General features: G+C 61.1%; 18 protein-coding genes. 8 read left to right on the top strand and 10 right to left on the bottom strand.

Translation table 11 applies throughout. The annotated features are described in order from the left end of the window. The first annotated feature begins 104 nt into the window (after positions 1-104). The 4 genes from glnA (at position 105) to FZ938_RS09855 (ending at position 3,308) form a co-directional block, all read left to right on the top strand. A complete protein-coding gene (glnA, locus tag FZ938_RS09865; protein WP_109086114.1) occupies positions 105-1,514 on the top strand; it encodes a type I glutamate--ammonia ligase in 1,410 nt (469 codons plus the stop codon). A gap of 363 nt (positions 1,515-1,877) precedes the next feature. Next, a complete protein-coding gene (locus FZ938_RS30795; RefSeq protein WP_211101044.1) occupies positions 1,878-2,084 on the top strand; it encodes a BRO-N domain-containing protein in 207 nt (68 codons plus the stop codon). Beyond that, positions 2,063-2,398: a BRO-N domain-containing protein gene (locus FZ938_RS31520; RefSeq protein ID WP_425492018.1), complete on the top strand. Its 336-nt coding sequence runs from the start codon at positions 2,063-2,065 to the stop codon at positions 2,396-2,398. The genes FZ938_RS30795 and FZ938_RS31520 overlap by 22 nt, the downstream gene beginning before the upstream one ends. A 655-nt stretch (positions 2,399-3,053) precedes the next feature. Next, complete coding sequence (locus tag FZ938_RS09855; protein WP_149198328.1) at positions 3,054-3,308, top strand: Rha family transcriptional regulator; 255 nt, start codon at positions 3,054-3,056, stop codon at positions 3,306-3,308. A gap of 37 nt (positions 3,309-3,345) precedes the next feature. On the opposite strand, the gene FZ938_RS09850 is transcribed toward FZ938_RS09855, so the two are convergent. The 3 genes from FZ938_RS09850 to FZ938_RS09840 all read right to left on the bottom strand — a co-directional run bounded on the left by FZ938_RS09850 (position 3,346) and on the right by FZ938_RS09840 (position 6,735). Then, the gene (locus FZ938_RS09850; RefSeq protein ID WP_149198327.1) at positions 3,346-3,855 is read right to left on the bottom strand and encodes a hypothetical protein; all 510 of its coding nucleotides are present in this window, start codon (positions 3,853-3,855) and stop codon (positions 3,346-3,348) included. A 410-nt stretch (positions 3,856-4,265) separates the two neighbouring features. Further along, positions 4,266-5,153: a hypothetical protein gene (locus tag FZ938_RS09845; protein WP_149198326.1), complete on the bottom strand. Its 888-nt coding sequence runs from the start codon at positions 5,151-5,153 to the stop codon at positions 4,266-4,268. Continuing rightward, on the bottom strand, positions 5,125-6,735 hold the full coding sequence (locus FZ938_RS09840; RefSeq protein WP_174757248.1) for an AAA family ATPase: 1,611 nt from the start codon (positions 6,733-6,735) through the stop codon (positions 5,125-5,127). The genes FZ938_RS09845 and FZ938_RS09840 overlap by 29 nt, the downstream gene beginning before the upstream one ends. A gap of 220 nt (positions 6,736-6,955) precedes the next feature. Between FZ938_RS09840 and FZ938_RS09835 the strand changes: the two genes are divergently transcribed. Then, on the top strand, positions 6,956-7,513 hold the full coding sequence (locus FZ938_RS09835) for a recombinase family protein (protein ID WP_149198324.1): 558 nt from the start codon (positions 6,956-6,958) through the stop codon (positions 7,511-7,513). A gap of 169 nt (positions 7,514-7,682) precedes the next feature. Here FZ938_RS09835 and FZ938_RS09830 read toward each other — a convergent pair whose 3' ends face one another. Together FZ938_RS09830 and FZ938_RS09825 are read right to left on the bottom strand one after the other, a co-directional pair. After that, on the bottom strand, positions 7,683-9,290 hold the full coding sequence (locus FZ938_RS09830; protein ID WP_343075092.1) for a DUF6538 domain-containing protein: 1,608 nt from the start codon (positions 9,288-9,290) through the stop codon (positions 7,683-7,685). Positions 9,291-9,488: 198 nt separating this feature from the next. After that, positions 9,489-9,782: a hypothetical protein gene (locus FZ938_RS09825; RefSeq protein ID WP_174757246.1), complete on the bottom strand. Its 294-nt coding sequence runs from the start codon at positions 9,780-9,782 to the stop codon at positions 9,489-9,491. 178 nt (positions 9,783-9,960) lie between these two features. Here FZ938_RS09825 and FZ938_RS09820 point away from each other — a divergent pair, with 178 nt between their 5' ends. Continuing rightward, positions 9,961-10,152 carry a hypothetical protein gene (locus FZ938_RS09820; protein WP_149198322.1) on the top strand — a complete coding sequence of 64 codons (192 nt, stop codon included), beginning with the start codon at positions 9,961-9,963 and terminating at the stop codon, positions 10,150-10,152. Between the two features lie 76 nt (positions 10,153-10,228). Then, positions 10,229-10,444, top strand: a complete 216-nt coding sequence (locus FZ938_RS09815; protein WP_149198321.1) for a hypothetical protein — start codon at positions 10,229-10,231, stop codon at positions 10,442-10,444. An 82-nt stretch (positions 10,445-10,526) separates the two neighbouring features. On the opposite strand, the gene gatA is transcribed toward FZ938_RS09815, so the two are convergent. From gatA to FZ938_RS09800, 3 genes are all read right to left on the bottom strand, one after another. Then, positions 10,527-12,008, bottom strand: a complete 1,482-nt coding sequence (gene gatA / locus FZ938_RS09810; protein WP_149198320.1) for an Asp-tRNA(Asn)/Glu-tRNA(Gln) amidotransferase subunit GatA — start codon at positions 12,006-12,008, stop codon at positions 10,527-10,529. Further along, positions 12,008-12,295 (bottom strand): Asp-tRNA(Asn)/Glu-tRNA(Gln) amidotransferase subunit GatC, encoded by a 288-nt coding sequence (gene gatC, locus FZ938_RS09805; RefSeq protein ID WP_014248134.1) that lies wholly within the window; start codon positions 12,293-12,295, stop codon positions 12,008-12,010. The genes gatA and gatC overlap by 1 nt, the downstream gene beginning before the upstream one ends. A 103-nt stretch (positions 12,296-12,398) precedes the next feature. Next, positions 12,399-12,941 (bottom strand): GNAT family N-acetyltransferase, encoded by a 543-nt coding sequence (locus FZ938_RS09800; RefSeq protein WP_149198319.1) that lies wholly within the window; start codon positions 12,939-12,941, stop codon positions 12,399-12,401. Between the two features lie 76 nt (positions 12,942-13,017). Between FZ938_RS09800 and ruvX the strand changes: the two genes are divergently transcribed. Continuing rightward, complete coding sequence (gene ruvX / locus FZ938_RS09795; protein WP_149198318.1) at positions 13,018-13,557, top strand: Holliday junction resolvase RuvX; 540 nt, start codon at positions 13,018-13,020, stop codon at positions 13,555-13,557. A gap of 23 nt (positions 13,558-13,580) precedes the next feature. On the opposite strand, the gene FZ938_RS09790 is transcribed toward ruvX, so the two are convergent. Then, complete coding sequence (locus FZ938_RS09790) at positions 13,581-15,476, bottom strand: O-linked N-acetylglucosamine transferase, SPINDLY family protein (RefSeq protein WP_149198317.1); 1,896 nt, start codon at positions 15,474-15,476, stop codon at positions 13,581-13,583. A gap of 16 nt (positions 15,477-15,492) precedes the next feature. Continuing rightward, complete coding sequence (gene thyX / locus FZ938_RS09785) at positions 15,493-16,434, bottom strand: FAD-dependent thymidylate synthase (RefSeq protein WP_136704260.1); 942 nt, start codon at positions 16,432-16,434, stop codon at positions 15,493-15,495. Positions 16,435-16,511: the final 77 nt, after the last annotated feature.

Raw genomic sequence — 16,511 nt, 5'->3', positions numbered from 1 at the left:
ACGTCCGCCGCGAGCGCCGCCCTCCGCCGCCAGGGCCCCGAAGGGGCCTGGGCAGCGGCTTGACGCAGCGGGATCCAACCCTCTTAAAGCGTGGAAAAAGAGACATGTCCGACATCAGCAAGGTCTTCGACCTGATCAAGGAACACGACGTCAAGTACGTGGACCTGCGCTTCACCGACCCGCGCGGCAAGCTGCACCACACGGCCCAGCACGTCTCGACCATCGACGAAGACGTGTTCGAAGACGGCATCATGTTCGACGGTTCCTCGATCGCCGGCTGGAAGGGCATCGAAGAGTCGGACATGATCCTGAAGCTGGACCCGACGACGGCCGTGATGGATCCGTTCGCCGCCCAGCCGACGCTGAACATCCTCTGCGACGTCTATGATCCGGGCACTGGCGGCGCCTACGCCCGCTGCCCGCGCGGCATCGCCAAGGCCGCCGAGAAGTACACGGCGTCGGCCGGCATCGGCGACACCGTCTTCTTCGGTCCGGAAGCCGAGTTCTTCGTGTTCGACGACGTGAAGTACTCCGTCGACATGAACAAGGTGTCGTACGAGTTCGCTTCGGACGAGGGTTCCTACTCGTCGGGCAAGGACTATGAGGACGGCAACCTGGGCCACCGCCCGGGCACCAAGGGCGGCTACTTCCCGGTCGCTCCGGTCGACAGCTGCAACGACCTGCGCGCCGAGATGCTGAGCGTCCTGGCCGAGATGGGCGTTCCGGTCGAGAAGCACCACCACGAGGTGGCCGCCGCCCAGCACGAGCTGGGCATCAAGTTCGACACGCTGGTCCGCACCGGCGACAACATGCAGTACTACAAGTACGTGGTGCACAACGTCGCCCACGCCTACGGCAAGACCGCGACCTTCATGCCGAAGCCGGTCTTCGGCGACAACGGTTCGGGCATGCACTGCCACCAGTCGATCTGGAAGGACGGCCAGCCGCTGTTCGCCGGCAACCAGTACGCCGACCTGTCGGAGCTGGCGCTGTACTACATCGGCGGCATCATCAAGCACGCCAAGGCGCTGAACGCCTTCACCAACCCGTCGACCAACAGCTACAAGCGTCTGGTCCCGGGCTATGAGGCTCCGGTGCTGCTGGCCTACTCGGCCCGCAACCGTTCGGCCTCCTGCCGCATCCCGTACGTCGCCTCGCCGAAGGGCAAGCGCGTCGAGGTCCGCTTCCCGGATCCGTCGGCCAACCCGTACCTGGCCTTCGCCGCCATGCTGATGGCCGGCCTGGACGGCATCCAGAACAAGATCCATCCTGGCGACGCGATGGACAAGAACCTGTACGACCTGCCGCCGGAAGAGCTGGCCAAGGTCCCGACCGTCTGCGGCTCGCTCCGCGAAGCCCTGAACTCTCTGCGCGAGGACAACGAGTTCCTGCGCAAGGGCGATGTCTTCTCGCAAGACATGATCGACGGCTACATCGACCTCCGCACGGAAGAGATGATGGCCTTCGAGACCATGCCGCACCCGATCGAGTACAAGATGTACTACTCGGTTTGATTTGGTCGTTGGAAACGCTGGGCCTTTCATCACTTCGGAAACGGAGGGTGTACCGGCCCGGTGTACCCAGTCAAGAGGCTCCCTGGGAAACCGGGGGGCCTTTTTTCTTTGCGGCTATTGGCGCCTCTCTCCATGCCCATGGAATGCCTCTCGGATGGGCGCCCTGGTGCGAGTTGCCCTGACCGCTACCGATGCAGCCGACACCAGCCCGAACGACTCAGCGGGCGTTGCTGCGGCTCCCGGTGGGCCTGGATCAGCAACGAGAAGGCTGGGGACTCCAGATGGAACCCACAGCCCCTGGCCCTCTTGGAAAAGGCACTTCGCAAGTAGGGGCTAAAGGTCAATGCGGTTGATGTTGGCCCCATGCCGACCATGACCAACGTTCACAGCTTCGTGTTCCCAGCTTCCGCCGGCCCGATCAGCATCCGCACCGTTGAAATCGACGTGGCGCCTTGGTTCGTAGGGCAGGATGTGGCCTATTACCTTGGCCTGAAGTTCATGCAGACGCGGGAACCTACACCCGCGGCATTTCCGCCGATGAAAAGTGTGTGGTCCCCCGGTCAAACATAGATCCGATACATGTTTGGCCGACCCGTGGGCTTACCGTGGTTTCAGAGGCGGGCCTTTACCGAATGGTGATGTGTTCGGACAAGCCCGAGGCCCGAAAGTTTCAGGATCGGGTAACGCGGGACGTGTTGCCTGCGATCCGCAAGGAGGGCGGCTATGTGATGGGGGTGAAGGGGAGGCTCCTAGGCGCCCTCAGGGACTTGCTACAGCGGCCCAACCATCGCCGCCACCAATGTAGCCACGCACACGCTAAGGGCCTTCTGCGACTCGCCCATGGGCTTCCTGACGAGAGCTTGACCACGACAACAATCCTGTAGGGGCATTCAGGTTTTTCACGCGGTCCGTGAAAAGGTGGTGATTGGCGCCGATGCTCCCAGGTCGGATCAATATTGGCATTTTGCGTCCTTAGAACGCAAACCTTGGCTGTCATTCGGATGCTGTCCATCCAAATCCGGCGACTGATCAGCAACCACGAAGAGGCTGTGCAGGCGTTCGGTCCCTTGCGTACTGCCACGGTACGCGGAGGCCCCGCGACATTCGTAAGCTTATCAAGCCGCACGAAGTCCCATTGGCCCATCTCAGGGTTATTCGCACGGTACGAACAAATCCGGGCTGCGTGGCCGAGCCTGGAGTTTGCGCCACAGTGCCGCAAACCTCCGGTGCCCAAGGAGGGCGCTCGGCTACGGCCTACTATCTGAACAAGCCGTAAGCCGTGTTACTGACCAAGCAAGCGGGTATCCCGACCACGGTTTCACCGAACACGGCAGTGATTGAAGGCATTGGGATTATCTCGGCACAGCCGATAAACCCCAGCAAGCGTATCAGAGTTTGACAGCTTCGGGGTTTTGGGGAGTTGCCCCGCAACCCATAGCGCCTGCGGCAGCCCGTGGTATGGCCCGACCGACGAACATTCGCAGTGACGTGATTTGGCCGAACCGGGCCGAGCTAGAGGGTTTCGGGAGTTTGCAGGCGATGACTGCAAACCGCGGTCCTCGCGGTGGCCGCCCCATAACAGCCTTCTACCTGAACAAAGAACAGACCCTTCTGGTCGCCATGTTCTCCCGGACGGAAAAGGCGAAGGAGGTTCGGGCTACCTTGGCCCAGGTGTTCGCTGCGTATCGCCGCAGTGATCTGGTGTCGGCTGCAACAGCGTTTCAGGTGCTCCAGACCTTCACTGAAGCCCTGCGGCCTGCTGCGGACAATGCGGCCTTGGTGGCGTTGGAGTGACTGAGGGGAAAAGTTGGTTCGTAAGTTATTATAGCCCTCAGGCTACCAACATCTCCCTTTGCTCCCCCTGCCTCCGAAGCCTCGCTACGGACACACCATTAACCGTATAACCGGACAGCAAGGCTATTTCGGTATTCGGTAGGTATCCATGGTCGCTAATGAGATAGTTCAATCGCCACTTCTTATTATCAATGTTGGAAACCGCTTCAGTGATCCCTGGGTAGTCCAGACACCACCAGATATTATCCAACACCTCTTCATAGAAGACAGGGAAGATGATTGTTGATTTATCCCCCTGGAATACCCCTGACCCCTTACCGGGGATGACATTATGTCCGTACTCAGCATGGAACACATTGTCCGGCACCAGTGCCCTTCGCTGTTGTCCGCCATAGGGCACCGTCTCTAGGAACCCGTGGTGATCCAAGAGCGCCCTCAGGGTGGAATCGGCTATACGCCAGCGTTCCGCCATAGCGGCCACGGTAACGCCTTGCTTGTCCCGCCAGAGGGGTTCCCGGCGGAGGGTGGAAATCTTCGGAATGTACATGTCGTTGTTCGTCCTTTGAGAGTGGGTTGGCCCGCTCACCGGTTTCTCCGATGCCCTGGTCCTGGGAGGCGGCACTACGCCGTCTTCCTAAGGGTGGGTGAATTGCGGGTTCTCAAAGGGTGGTTGAATTAATAGCTCGAAAATCAGATCTCAAGAGCCGTAAAGAGAAACTAAGTAACTCTCCAGCTACCTCAGGTGGTGTCGGCTGTTACTATTCAGTTCTTATCAAATAAAGCATCCATACTTCACAGAACGTTCGCTGAAATTCTCGACATTATCTATTTAGAAAAGAGTAGTTTTACGCAGTAATGGAGTGGCGATATGGATCTTCGCGCACTCCATTACCAATGCGGTCCAATAGATAACGAATATATATTTTCATTTTATGTGATTTGTTTCTAAATGCTATATTATCCGCAAGCCCACTCTCGAATTTTCCGGAAATGCGATATGTGCTCCATAGCATCAGGTCGCAAATGAGACAATACAACCCTACTAAATACTTCGCTTTTACACAGTTCGTGACTGCAACCTAATTTCTTTCCGAACCAGCATGTCACAACAAAAAAGTCGTCTTTATGTATTCGAGATCTAATGTCTCCGACGAAGTTTTCTACTTTCTCAGAAATATAATCATCTGCAGATGACAAGAGGGCCTTTTGACCCTGATATTGCAAGAGCTTTACCAAATAGCCTTTCTGATCGAATTTGATTCGACCCGCTTCAATTGAAAGGTTATCATCGGGAGAAATCCATTTTATTTCTCGGCAATTGCTCTGCTTGAATGATCTGATGTAGTACAATCTCAAACAGATAGAGATCACATCCTCGAGACATTCAGTGCTGGCTGGCTTACAAAAATAGGTGGAGAATAACCACCTTAGTGTTTCCATAGAAAACACCCCTGCCTCAAGGCAAGTATGTTCTGTAAACCAGAGCCTATCACAAGCAGGTGCTTCAGTCACTTCCTCATCAAGATCAGTATCAGCTAAACACACCACGTTCTCGGGAGGCACAGGAACCTCTTCAGAAATGGCATGGGCAAGAGCGACAAGTCGCCCACGGTTTCCTGAACCGAATGAGAATTTAACTAGCTCAGAAGGAATATACACGTCATTGATATTATATATCTTCAGCTTATCCAAAGAATTGGCCGAACGATATTCGGCGATTATTGCGGCATCGCTGACCCCCTCGACAAATATATCCCTCAGCTTTGGTTCGTAGAGATAAGTCGCTACAAGCCTTTCGACGGTAAATAGGTATTGGCTAGGAAGCCTGGAGCGGCTCTTCGTCATCTTCTCCACCGTCGTCTTCACTCTCTTCATCTCGCAAACCATTGTCTTCTTGCTCATTGTTCAAATTCTCGAGGTATACCGTGCTGCTTCTATGCAGTGCTAGAACGTCAAGAGAGTGTGTCGCTAGAACAAATTGTACCGCAGCATCTCCTGCGACCGCAGACATTCGCGTCAATAGCTCTCTTTGCCATTTTATATTCAAAGAAAGCTCCGGCTCATCTATTATAAAGATACTTCCAGCTTTTCTGACTAGAACGGAATGACAGAATACTAACAGAAGCTGCTTTTCTCCCGACGAGAGGTTATTAGATTTGATCGGCTTTCCTCTTACATCAAGTATTCTGATACCATCGGCAAGCGTAAACGTTGCCTTTTTCGGATGAAGAAGGAAGTTAGCATTAGACACAAATCTGTTCATCATATCGTAGACTAATTGCAGAGCACGAACTCGCGCCTCAACACCCTCAACATAAGGCTGAAGAATTCGACCTATTAGGTTTCTATCGTTTACCTTAGCGCTGTTAATCATCTCAAGGAAATCATCGGCAGGAAAAGAGGACGTAAGTCCGTATTCCGCAAACTTCTGAGTTATGTTTCCAATCTCTTTTATTCTTTCAATGAGTTTTTGAGAAGTTTCAGTCTTTTCTCCATCTGTGTAGGTCTCAGGCGTAGAGATACGAGCAACAACTTGCTTGTAGATTGTAGCAGCATCCTCCTCTCCCCGATTTGAGCCCTTTAGAGCATTCCGGCGAGCAGTCGAAGACACTCTGGCAAGCATCGGCTCAATATCTAAATGATGCGAACTTTCTCCGTTAGGGCGCGGCACACGATCCACGATCTTTCCGTGTTCATCGCGTATCCAGATGTAGTTGGCATCAGCACCTTTCTTAATATATGGATCTACCGTTCTCCTATCATCAGAAAGGAAATACATGTAGACATTAAACTCTTTTAGCGCCTCTATGACTGGCTCAACACCAACTGTAACTGTTTGAGTGTTTGGATCTAAAACCATAGGAAAAACACGAGAATCACTCTCCGGTCTTTCTATCACTATATCGTAATTACCTGTAATATTTCCCTCTGCCCTGATCGCTGAAACTTTTGATCCATCGCTGAGCTTAACACAAATACTCTGAAATGCCGTCCGTCCAATATAAGATCGAGCGCCAGGCATAGACTCTGGAACTAATAGATTATGTACTAACCTGAGAATTGTTGTTTTGCCAGAACCATTATCTCCATAAAGTATAAAGAAGTTAGATAAGTCTTTATCTTCGTCTTCTCCCGGAAGCTGGTACGTATAATATCCAAAAAGCTTGTTAGCTTCTATGGAGCGAATACCTATAGGTGCCATTACACTCATTTGCACACCGAGCAGTTCGAAATTTTGGAATAAGCATACCTGATGACGCTCACAGCCGTCTCTTCGATATGCAGAAGAAGGTATGATATTTTGGAGTTTCCCGTTGTACAAGATCAAAGCGACAAATAGTCGATCTTGGAGCGGTGCAGTGTAACGGGATATGCAACCCTGCGGCTTGCCGGTATACGACCTGATCAAAGCGAGTCGGTCGAACATCCAATCTGCCTCTACGTAGAAATTTGACCGCCCGAAGCTTGGACCGCACTCAGCAAGCGCCCTGAGGGCTAAATACCTCACGCGTCCCAATAGACCGTGCCCCTGTGAGTCGTCTCGCACCCACGCCAAAGCTGCCTCAATAAAGTACCCCCTTGCTATTTTGAGACGGCGAGGCGATAACATCTAAGGGTTCATTGAGACACTTGGGACGGAACAGGCCATGTTGATCGGCTACGCTCGCACCAGCACCCTCGACCAGAAGGCCGGCATTGAGGCACAGGTCCGCGACCTTCAGGCCGCAGGGTGCGAGAGGCTGTTTCAGGAACAGGTGTCCTCTGTGGACGTGGCGAACCGGGAACAGCTTGCCATTGCCCTCGACTTCATCCGGGAAGGGGATGCCCTGGTAGTGACGAAGCTCGACCGCTTGGCCCGCTCTGTCGCCCACCTGATGACGATCCTCGACGCCCTGAAGGCCAAGGGCGCATCCCTGCGCATCCTGAACATGGGCATCGACACCAGCACCCCCACAGGCAAGCTGATGCTGACCGTCCTTAGCGGCGTGGCGGAGTTTGAGCGGGACATTATGCTTGAACGTCAACGTGAGGGCATCGCCAAGGCCAAGGCGGAAGGGAAATACAAGGGACGCAAGCCCACGGCACAGGCCAAGGCCGAAGACGTAATGGCTCTGAAGACGCAGGGCGTGGGCGCCAGTGAGATAGCCAAGCGACTCGGGATCGGCCGTGCCAGCGTCTACCGCATCCTTGGGGCCGATGCGTGATCTAGGGACGGCAGGGGGGTTAGGAGTCCCAAGGGACCGGAAGACACTCTCGCCCTCCCCCGCCCCCTCAGGAAATCACACTTCGCACAATGGGGTTAAAGTGCTGTTGTTCGGTTGTTGTTCCGCCCTTCCTTCACGTAGCACCGCTGTAGATTTCTCCCTGCCCTTGTCACCCGGCGGGTTCCAGATGCGAGAGGTCAACGCCGAAATCCAGCCTCTCGATCAGGGCCAAGCGTTCGGGTGCCGAGAGTAGCTTTCCGCCATAGACTCCGTAGGTGATGCCGACGTTGACCACATGACCGGCAAGCTGCCCGCTGAGTGTTTCCGGCACCCCGGCAACCTGCAAACTGGATATGAAGGTGTGGCGGAAGCTGTGGAACTTCAGACCGGAGCGGCCAAGCCCGACCAAGTGCCTGAAGTGCGACCACCACGCACAGAACTTCTCGCTATAGCGCCCATCGGCACTCGGCTTTATCTCGGGCCACAGGGGACCGGCGCCCTTCTTGAACACCTGTTCGTGGTGGGACAACAGGCCGAGCCGGATCAGCCGCGGATGCACCGGGACGATGCGCGTTCCTGCCGCGGTCTTCGTGTCTTCCACTGAGAAGCACCAGACGCCCTCGATCTGCCGCAGGTCCGTCACCTTCAGCTTCGCCGCCTCTTCAGCCCGCAAGCCCGAATGAAGGGCAATCAGCGGCAGCCAGAACTTATGATCCTTCACCAGAACACCGCCGGGCCTCTCCCGCCGATCCGCCCGCCAATGGCCGGTGTAGAGCGGGCAGTGAAACAGCACCTTCAGGTCGGCGGGGGTATAGGCGTCACGGTCCGCGTCATCCGCCTTGGGCGCCAGTCCCTTCAACGGGCTGTCGATGGTGCATTTCCCCTCGATCTTCGCCCAATTGAGCATAGCGTTCACGTACTTGAAGTTCTGGATGATGGTGTTGTTCGACAACTCCATATCGGCCAGCGCATCGCGCCAGTCACGGACATCATCCCGAGTGAGGTCATCAACCGTCTTGTTGTTCAGGATTTCGGCAAAGCGGGTTAGCTTCGGCTTGGTGTTGGTAAGAGTGCGGCCCTTCCATTCCCCATCCCTGACCTTCGCTTCGGCGTAGACTTCCACCAACTCCGCCAGTGCCATGGATTGGGGTGTGCGATCAACCGGTAGGGCTGGGGTGGTCGCTACGGGCGGCAAGGCGAACAGCGGATCACGGGCGGGGTGTCCATAGTCGCCCACCCGCCGGGCCTTGGTTTGGTTCAGCAACTCCACCTGCGCCCGAAGGAGGGTGCGGCAAAACCGCCCATAGGCATCGCTTGCCCGATCCACCGACAGCCCGCCTGCGGCTAAGAGTTCATCGGCCACAACCTCAATCTGCCTGTAGTCATTGACGGCCAGCGCCTCCCGGCTGTCACCGATCAGGTCGGACAAGAGCGTCAAGTCGGCCTGGATCGGCTCAATCTCGGGATCGGGGGCGGCATAGAGGGTTTCCCCTGCCCTGACCTTCTCCAAATCGCGTTCCGCCGCGTCGAGTTCCTTCGCCAGCCAATCGCGGGCAATGGCGTTGATCCTGTCGGTGGTGAGAGCGGTATCGGTCATGGCGCTGGCGAACAACCTGTCGGCAACCGCGGTCAGCCTCCGTCCCCTGACGATGGCCGTAGCGCGATCCTTGGTCCGCAGGGACACCACCAGTTCCCGCTTAACAAACCGCGAACGCAGGCCCTCAGGCACCTTGCGCCGCCACCTGAACCCATCGCCCCGACGTTGGACGTGAAGCACCGGATGCCCTCACTCACGGGCGCCGACAGGCCGTTCCGGTGTACCTCCCCGGTGTACCTGTGGGCGCGGCTTAAGCCGTGAAGTGAGAAAAACTCAATGATTTCATGACCATGCCGCACCCGATCGAGTACAAGATGTACTACTCGGTTTGATGTTGCCTCGCGGCGTCCGGCGACGGGCGCCGCAGTCGGTTCTGCATCATTCGAAAGCCGTTCCCGGTTCGCGCCGGGGGCGGTTTTCTTTTTTGGCCTGTTCGATCCAAACGCCGACATCAGGCGGCGTACAGCCCGCCCGCTCCGCGCAATCCGCCTTTGCGCAATTGCAGGCCGGGAACAGGCAGCCGTCGCCGTTCAGGTCGGTCGCCCGCACCGCGAGGTCGTAGCGCACGCCACGCATGATAGCGGGGCCGGCGGTGCTGTGGCGCTCGTAATGCTCCACGACATGGCGGACGCGGGTGAGCAGTTCGCGCCGATGATCGTGTCCCGGGTCCATGCCTTCGCCCCCAATCGCCAGTGATTGCCGCCATGAACAGGGACGCCGGAGAGCCGCGTTCTGTTCCGGCATCCATGCGCAGTACGGCGCAAGGGGAACTCAACGCACAGGAATGATACGGCGGCCCGGCTGTTGCCACAGCAGTGATCAAGATGGGTGACCAAGACGGGAGGGCAAGATGGATCGCGACAGGCTGCACCGCGTCGCCAAGGCGCTGGGCGACGTCCGCCTTTACGAGAAGCACCACACCGGGGAGTTCATCACCATGCGCCTGCGCGACTCCCTGGCCGACAGCCCCGGCTATGACGCCGCCGAGGTGGACAGGAAGCTGCTGGAACTGGCGCGGGTGGCGCTGGAGGCCGCCGAATAGTGGCGGCGCAGGGTGACGAAGCGGCGGGCGGCCTGTTGGTGGAGGTGAAGCCAGTCAACGGAGGGAGAATGCCGCCATGGCCGAAGACAACAGGTCCGATCTGCCGCAGAACGACCGGTCTGGCAACGACCGGTCCGGCAGTGATCGCCCGGCGACCAAGCCGATCCCGGTGAAGCCGGCGGTCGAGCCGATGAGCGACAAGGACGAAGCACCGCCGGGCACGCCGGGCACGGGCGAGAATATCGATCCGAAGACCGGCGAGACCTATGTGCAGGGGATCGGCGGGGCGTGATGGGCAAGTGTCGGCTGACGATACTCCAAACGAAAAGGGCCGGCTCCTGCGAGCCGGCCCTTTCGCTGTCACGTCGTCCGCGTCACGCCATGAAGGGCGGAAGCGCGGTGAAGTTGGCGGCCTTTTCGACGACATGGCCGACGCGCAGCAGCGTCTCCTCGTCGAAGGGGCGCCCGATCAGCTGCAGGCCGAGCGGCAGGCCGTCGGCGCCCAGGCCGGCCGGGACCGACATCGCCGGCAGGCCGGCGAGGTTGATCGGAACGGTGAAGACGTCGTTCAGGTACATCTGCACCGGATCGTCCATCTTCTCGCCGATGGCGAAGGGCGTGCTGGGCGCGGTCGGCGTCAGGATGACGTCGCAGCTCTTGAACGCCTCGTCGAAGTCCCACTTGATGCGCGTGCGCACCTGACGGGCCTTGTTGTAGTAGGCGTCGTAATAGCCGGCCGACAGCACATATGTGCCGATCAGGATACGGCGCTGCACTTCCTTGCCGAATCCGGCGCCGCGGGTGTTCTCGTACATTTCCTTGAGGTTGCCGCCCTCGACCCGCAGGCCGTAGCGCACGCCGTCATAGCGCGCGAGGTTGGACGACGCCTCGGCCGGGGCGATGATGTAGTAGGCGGCCAGCGCGTATTTGGTGTGCGGCAGGCTGACCTCGACCGGCTCGGCGCCGGCCTCCTTCAGCCAGGCGATGCCCTGGTCCCACAGCGCGGCGATCTCCGGCGACAGGCCCTCCACCCGGTATTCCTTCGGGATGCCGACGCGCAGGCAGCGGATGTCGCCGGTCAGCGCGGCGCGGAAGTCCGGCACCGGCATGTCGACGGAGGTGGAGTCCTTCGGGTCGAAGCCGCACATGGAACGCAGCATGATCGCCGCATCCTCGACCGTGCGGGTCATCGGCCCGGCCTGGTCCAGCGAGGAGGCGTAGGCGACGATGCCCCAGCGCGAGCAGCGGCCGTAGGTCGGCTTGATGCCGACGGTGCCGGTGTAGCCGGCCGGCTGGCGGATCGAGCCGCCGGTGTCGGTGCCGGTGGCGCCCAGCGCCGCACGCGCGGCGATGACCGCGGCCGAACCGCCCGAAGAGCCGCCGGCGACGATCTTCTTCTCCCAGGCGCCCGGCGCGCCGGGGCTCCACGGGCTGACCGTCTCGCCCTGGTGGGCGGTGATGGTGGCCGAGCCCATGGCGAATTCGTCCAGGTTCACCTTGCCCAGCATGACGGCGCCGTCGCGCCACAGCTGGGAGGTCACCGTGGATTCATACTCCGGCTTGAAGCCGTCCAGGATATGGCTGCCGGCGGTGGTCGGCACGCCTTTGGTGCAGAACAGGTCCTTCACCGCGATGGGCAGGCCGTCCATCGGACCGGCCTCGCCCTTCACGCGGCGCTCGTCGCTGGCCTTGGCCATCGACAGGGCGGCGTCCGGCGTCTCGGTGATGAAGATGTTGAAGGGGCGTACGGCCTCGACCGCGCGCACATGCGCCTCGGTCAGCTCGACCGCGGTGAACTCCTTCTTGGCCAGGCCATCCAGGGCCTCCGCCATCGTCAGATGCGTGAGCGCCGTCATCACTCGACCACCTTGGGCACGACGTAGAAGCCTTCGGCCGTTTCCGGACCGTTCGACAGGACCTGCGCGGCGTAACCGCCGTCGGTGACCTCGTCCTTGCGGCGGCGCAGCTTTTGCGCGGCGACGCTGGTCATCGGCGGCACGTCCTTCGTGTCGACCTCGTTGAGCTGTTCCACGAAGGTCAGAATCTGGCTCAGTTCCCCAGCCAGGGATTCCAGTTCCTCGTCCGGCACCTTGATGCGGGCCAGATGCGCGATCTTGGCCACCGTGGCCTTGTCGAGCGACATGCCTCTACTCTCTTCCAAAACATTGGAAATCGGCCGCGAAGCTATCACCCGCGCACGCGCACCGCAACGATTGCGGCCACTCCACCGCTCAGAAGGCGCCACGTCAGGCGGCGATGGGGGCGGCCGAGCGCCAGCTGGCACGGTCCATGCGCAGTTTGAACAGTGCGATCGGTTCGCCCCAGGGCGTCACCCGCGTCTCCAGCGCGATCGGCATCATGCCGAGCTTGGCATAAAGCAGCAGGCCCGGCGTGTTGGTGCTGAAGCAATAAAGCGTCAGTTCGGGCAGGTGGTGGTGATCGAAAGCGCGGTCGATCATCGTCCGCACCAGATATTCGGCGATGCCGCGGCGGCGCAGGGTCGGATCGACGCTGACATTGCCGATGCTGGCGGTGCGGCCATCCTCGAAGGTGGCGTAGTTGGCATAGCCGACCACGCGCTCCCGCCCATCCTCGGTCAGGGTAACCACGGTCGGATCGCGGCGAAGCCCCAGCGTCGCCCGGACCTGATCGGGAGTCAGCGGCCAGACGGCGCGCGGGAACAAGAAATACAGCTCCTCCGCGGTGCGTGGGAACCCGCAGATGGTGGGGATGTCGGCGTCGGCGAGCGGCCGGTTCGACAGGGCGGTAAGGGAGAGTGCGCTGCTCATACTTAGAAGAATAAGTATCTTTTACAACAACTCAAGCGATCTTGCAGTGACAAGGCTGCGGCCTTATGGTCGGACCATGATCCATACCCTCTCCGAACTCGCGGCCCGGCTGGGCAAAAACCAACGTTTGCTTGGCCTTGACGTCGGCACCAAGACCGTCGGGCTGGCGGTCGCCGATCCGGGACTGATCGTCGCATCTCCCATCGGCACGCTGAAGCGCACCAAGTTCACCCAGGATGCGCGCGAGTTGGGCAAGACCATCCGCGATTACGGCATCGGCGGTCTGGTGGTCGGGCTGCCGCTGAACATGGACGGGACGGAGGGGCCGCGTGCCGAGTCGGTGCGCGCCTTCGCCAAGAACCTGCTGGAACGCCCCGACCTGCTGGGCTGGGAGGCCGAGATCGCCTTCTGGGACGAGCGGCTGTCCACCTCGGCCGTCGAGCGCTTCATGATCGGCGAGGCCGACATGACCCGCAAGCGCCGCGACGAGGTGGTGGACAAGATGGCCGCCGCCTACATCCTGCAGGGCGCGCTCGACATGCTGGCCAACCAGCGCCGCCTCGCCGCCGAAGCGGCAGAGGAAGACGACGACCGGGACGACTACGACCGCGACTGAAGCGGTCGCCGACGGGGCTGACCTCAGTCGAAGTTCAGGGCGAAGGACGCCCGCCCCTGCCCCGCCGCGGCGCGCTGCCACATGGCGCCGAAGGCGGCCTCCAGCGCGCGGGTAAAGCGCACGCCGTCCAGCGCCGGTGAGGCGGCGAGCCGGTCGCGCAGGCGGCTGCGGATGCTCGCCAGCCCGTCCGGATCGGACACCAGCGCCGCCGCCATGGCGATGTAGGCCTCCGCCCCCTCGACCGCCAGCGCCGGAAGCCCGGCGGAGGTCAGGTGCGTCACCGTATGGCGGGCGCAGAACCGGTCGCCGCCCAGCGTCACCACCGGTACGCCCATCCACAGCGCCTCCAGCGTCGTCAGCCCGCCCGAATAGGGGAAGGGATCGAGCGCGACGTCGATCTCGCCATAGGTCGCCAGGAATTCGGCATGCAGGGCCGCGCCGCGCAAATCGATGCGGTCCGCGTCGGCGCCGGCGGCTGTGAACAGCGCCAGCGTCCGCGCCCGCAACTCCGCGTCGTCCAGGCCGGGCGTGCGCAGAAGCAGCCGCGATCCAGGCACCGCCGCCAGCAGACGGGTCCACAAGGCCGCGACCTGCGCGTTCAGCTTCGGCAGGGCATTCAGGGAGCCGAAGGTCGGGGCGCCGCGCGCGATCATCGGCAACGGCGCCACGGCGGGCGCGGCGGCCGGCGGCGACCAGGGGACATAGGCGTCGGGCATGCGGACGATGCCCTCGATGGCCCAGCCGTCCGCCCCCTCCGGGCTCTGCCGCGGGTCGGAGATCAGGTAATCCATCGCCGGCAGGCCGGTGGTGCCGACATAGCCGGCCCAGGTGACCTGCACCGGCGCCGCCCGCCGGGCGAATACGCCCAGCCTGTTGCCCAGCGTGTGGCCGGCCAGATCGACCAGGATGTGGATGCCGTCGGCGCGGATGCGCTCCAGCAGGGCCGCATCGTCCATCGCCGCGCTGTCGACCCAGCCATCCGCCAGTCCGCGCAACCGCGCCGTCACGGCGTCCGGATTGGCGGTGTTGGAATAGCAGATCGCCTCGACGGCGCCGCGGTCATGGGCGGCCAGCACCGGCTCCAGGAACGTGCCGACGGGGTGGTTACGGAAATCGGCGGAGACGTAACCGACGCGCAGCCTCGGCGAGGGAGCCGCCACCGACGCGGGCGGCCGGTCGGGATAGCGGGCGCCCCAGTCGGCATGGGCCTGCGCGATCTGCGGCATGGTCCGCGCCGGGTCGTACTGCATCAGGAACAGCCGGGCGCTGTGCAGCGAATCGGCGCCGGGCGCCAACCGCAGGGCGCGGTCGAGCGCGGCCAAGGCCTCGCCGATGCGGGCCTGAGGTGCGAGAGACCGGCTGGCGCGGTTGGCCCACAGTTCCACCCGCGACGGCTCCAGGCACAGCCCGGCGCGATAGGCGCGGTCGGCCTCGCCGGGCCGGTTCATCTCGGCCAGTGCGTTGCCGATGTTGTAGGGCGGGATCCAGTTGTCGGGTTCCAGGATCGCCGCGCGCCGGTGCAGCGCCGTCGACTCGGCCCTGCGGGCCTGCGCCCGCAGCAAATTGCCGGCATTCACCAGCGCGGCCAGCGTGGCGGGGCTGAGCGCGATGGCGCGGCGGTAGGAACCCTCCGCCAGATCGGCGCGCCCGGCATTGGCCAGCGTCTCCGCCATCACCAGCATGCCGTCCATCGCCATGGCGAGGCCGTCATCAAGGTTCAGCGCCCCGGCATAGGCCTGCGCCGCCCCCAGAGCGTCGCCCTGACTTTCCAGCACCAGCCCGTAATTTGCCCACCAGACGGCGACGCCGGGGCGGGCGGTGATGGCCTGGGCGAGAAGGTTCTGCGCCTCGGCCCAGCGGCCGGCCTGCGCGGCGATCAGGCCCTGGCGGTAGATGCTTTCGGCCTGATCCGGCGTCATTGTCTTCTGTTCCGTCTTATGCTTCGGTGCGGCCGAGCTGGTCCATCAGCTCACGCCATTCACGCTTGGACAGGCCGCTGGCCTCCTGCGTCACCGGCTCCCCCGCCAGCAGCCGCTTCACCACGTCCAACCCGGTGCGCGACAGGTGGGCGCCGCCCATGCGGTATTCGGTAAAGGACTCGTAGACCGCCGGGACCCAGCGCTTCACCACGTCCAGCATCGCGTCGGCATAGACGCGGATCTCGTACTGGGCGTGGGCATCGGCGCGCAGCGACAGGAAATGCAGAAGGTTGTGAAGATCGACCTTCCAGTACCACTGCGTATAGTAGTTCAGCGACAGGTTCATCCGCGCCAGTTCGCGCGCCAGACCCTGGCGGGTCGGGTCGATGACGCTGCCGTCCTCACGGTGGTTCAGCATCTCTTCATAGTGGCTGTAGGCGCGTTCGGAATCCTCGCGCAGCAGCCGCATGACGTTGGCCGCCTCCTCGCCCTCCAGTACGTCGCCGCGGCCCTGGCGGTTCACCACGGCCTGGGCGCCAAGCTGTTCCGGCGCCGGCACGTAGAATTCGCGGTCGAGGATGGAGTAGCGCGCCGAATACTCGTTCACGTTCGCGGTGCGGTGGCGAATCCACTGGCGGGCGACGAAGATCGGCAGCTTCACATGGAACTTGATCTCGCACATCTCGAACGGGGTCGAGTGGCGGTGGCGCATCAGATACTTGATGAGGCCGGAATCCTCGCTGACCTTCTTGGTGCCCTTGCCATAGGACACGCGCGCCGCCTGCACGACCGCCGAATCGTCGCCCATATAGTCGATGACGCGGACGAAGCCGTGGTCCAGAACCTCCAGCGGCTGATAGAGGATCTCTTCCAGCGCCGGGACGGTGGCGCGGCGGGTGGTGGCGGTGACGGCGCGCAGGCGATCGATTTCGTCGCGCTGCTCGGGCGTGATCGGCATGGTGACTCCGGGGTTACGGTGCCGGCTGTCTTACCAGACCGCGTGGCTGTCGGGAACGGTGAACGAACGATCCTGTC

The organism is Azospirillum oryzae (assembly GCF_008364795.1).
GTDB classification, from domain to species: domain Bacteria; phylum Pseudomonadota; class Alphaproteobacteria; order Azospirillales; family Azospirillaceae; genus Azospirillum; species Azospirillum oryzae.
The sequence above is the reverse complement of the archived record's forward strand: the minus strand, read 5'-3'. Positions and strand labels throughout refer to the sequence as shown.

Coding starts and splice junctions, on each gene's coding strand:
- FZ938_RS09840 (WP_174757248.1), bottom strand. CDS start 6,735: ATGTTCGACCGACTCGCTTTGATCAGGTCGTATACCGGCAAGCCGCAG.
- gatC (WP_014248134.1), bottom strand. CDS start 12,295: ATGTCGCTCGACAAGGCCACGGTGGCCAAGATCGCGCATCTGGCCCGC.
- gatA (WP_149198320.1), bottom strand. CDS start 12,008: ATGACGGCGCTCACGCATCTGACGATGGCGGAGGCCCTGGATGGCCTG.
- FZ938_RS09815 (WP_149198321.1), top strand. CDS start 10,229: ATGGCCGAAGACAACAGGTCCGATCTGCCGCAGAACGACCGGTCTGGC.
- FZ938_RS09825 (WP_174757246.1), bottom strand. CDS start 9,782: ATGGACCCGGGACACGATCATCGGCGCGAACTGCTCACCCGCGTCCGC.
- FZ938_RS09835 (WP_149198324.1), top strand. CDS start 6,956: ATGTTGATCGGCTACGCTCGCACCAGCACCCTCGACCAGAAGGCCGGC.
- FZ938_RS09845 (WP_149198326.1), bottom strand. CDS start 5,153: ATGACGAAGAGCCGCTCCAGGCTTCCTAGCCAATACCTATTTACCGTC.
- FZ938_RS09850 (WP_149198327.1), bottom strand. CDS start 3,855: ATGTACATTCCGAAGATTTCCACCCTCCGCCGGGAACCCCTCTGGCGG.
- FZ938_RS09855 (WP_149198328.1), top strand. CDS start 3,054: ATGACTGCAAACCGCGGTCCTCGCGGTGGCCGCCCCATAACAGCCTTC.
- FZ938_RS09800 (WP_149198319.1), bottom strand. CDS start 12,941: ATGAGCAGCGCACTCTCCCTTACCGCCCTGTCGAACCGGCCGCTCGCC.
- glnA (WP_109086114.1), top strand. CDS start 105: ATGTCCGACATCAGCAAGGTCTTCGACCTGATCAAGGAACACGACGTC.
- ruvX (WP_149198318.1), top strand. CDS start 13,018: ATGATCCATACCCTCTCCGAACTCGCGGCCCGGCTGGGCAAAAACCAA.
- thyX (WP_136704260.1), bottom strand. CDS start 16,434: ATGCCGATCACGCCCGAGCAGCGCGACGAAATCGATCGCCTGCGCGCC.
- FZ938_RS09790 (WP_149198317.1), bottom strand. CDS start 15,476: ATGACGCCGGATCAGGCCGAAAGCATCTACCGCCAGGGCCTGATCGCC.
- FZ938_RS30795 (WP_211101044.1), top strand. CDS start 1,878: ATGCCGACCATGACCAACGTTCACAGCTTCGTGTTCCCAGCTTCCGCC.
- FZ938_RS09820 (WP_149198322.1), top strand. CDS start 9,961: ATGGATCGCGACAGGCTGCACCGCGTCGCCAAGGCGCTGGGCGACGTC.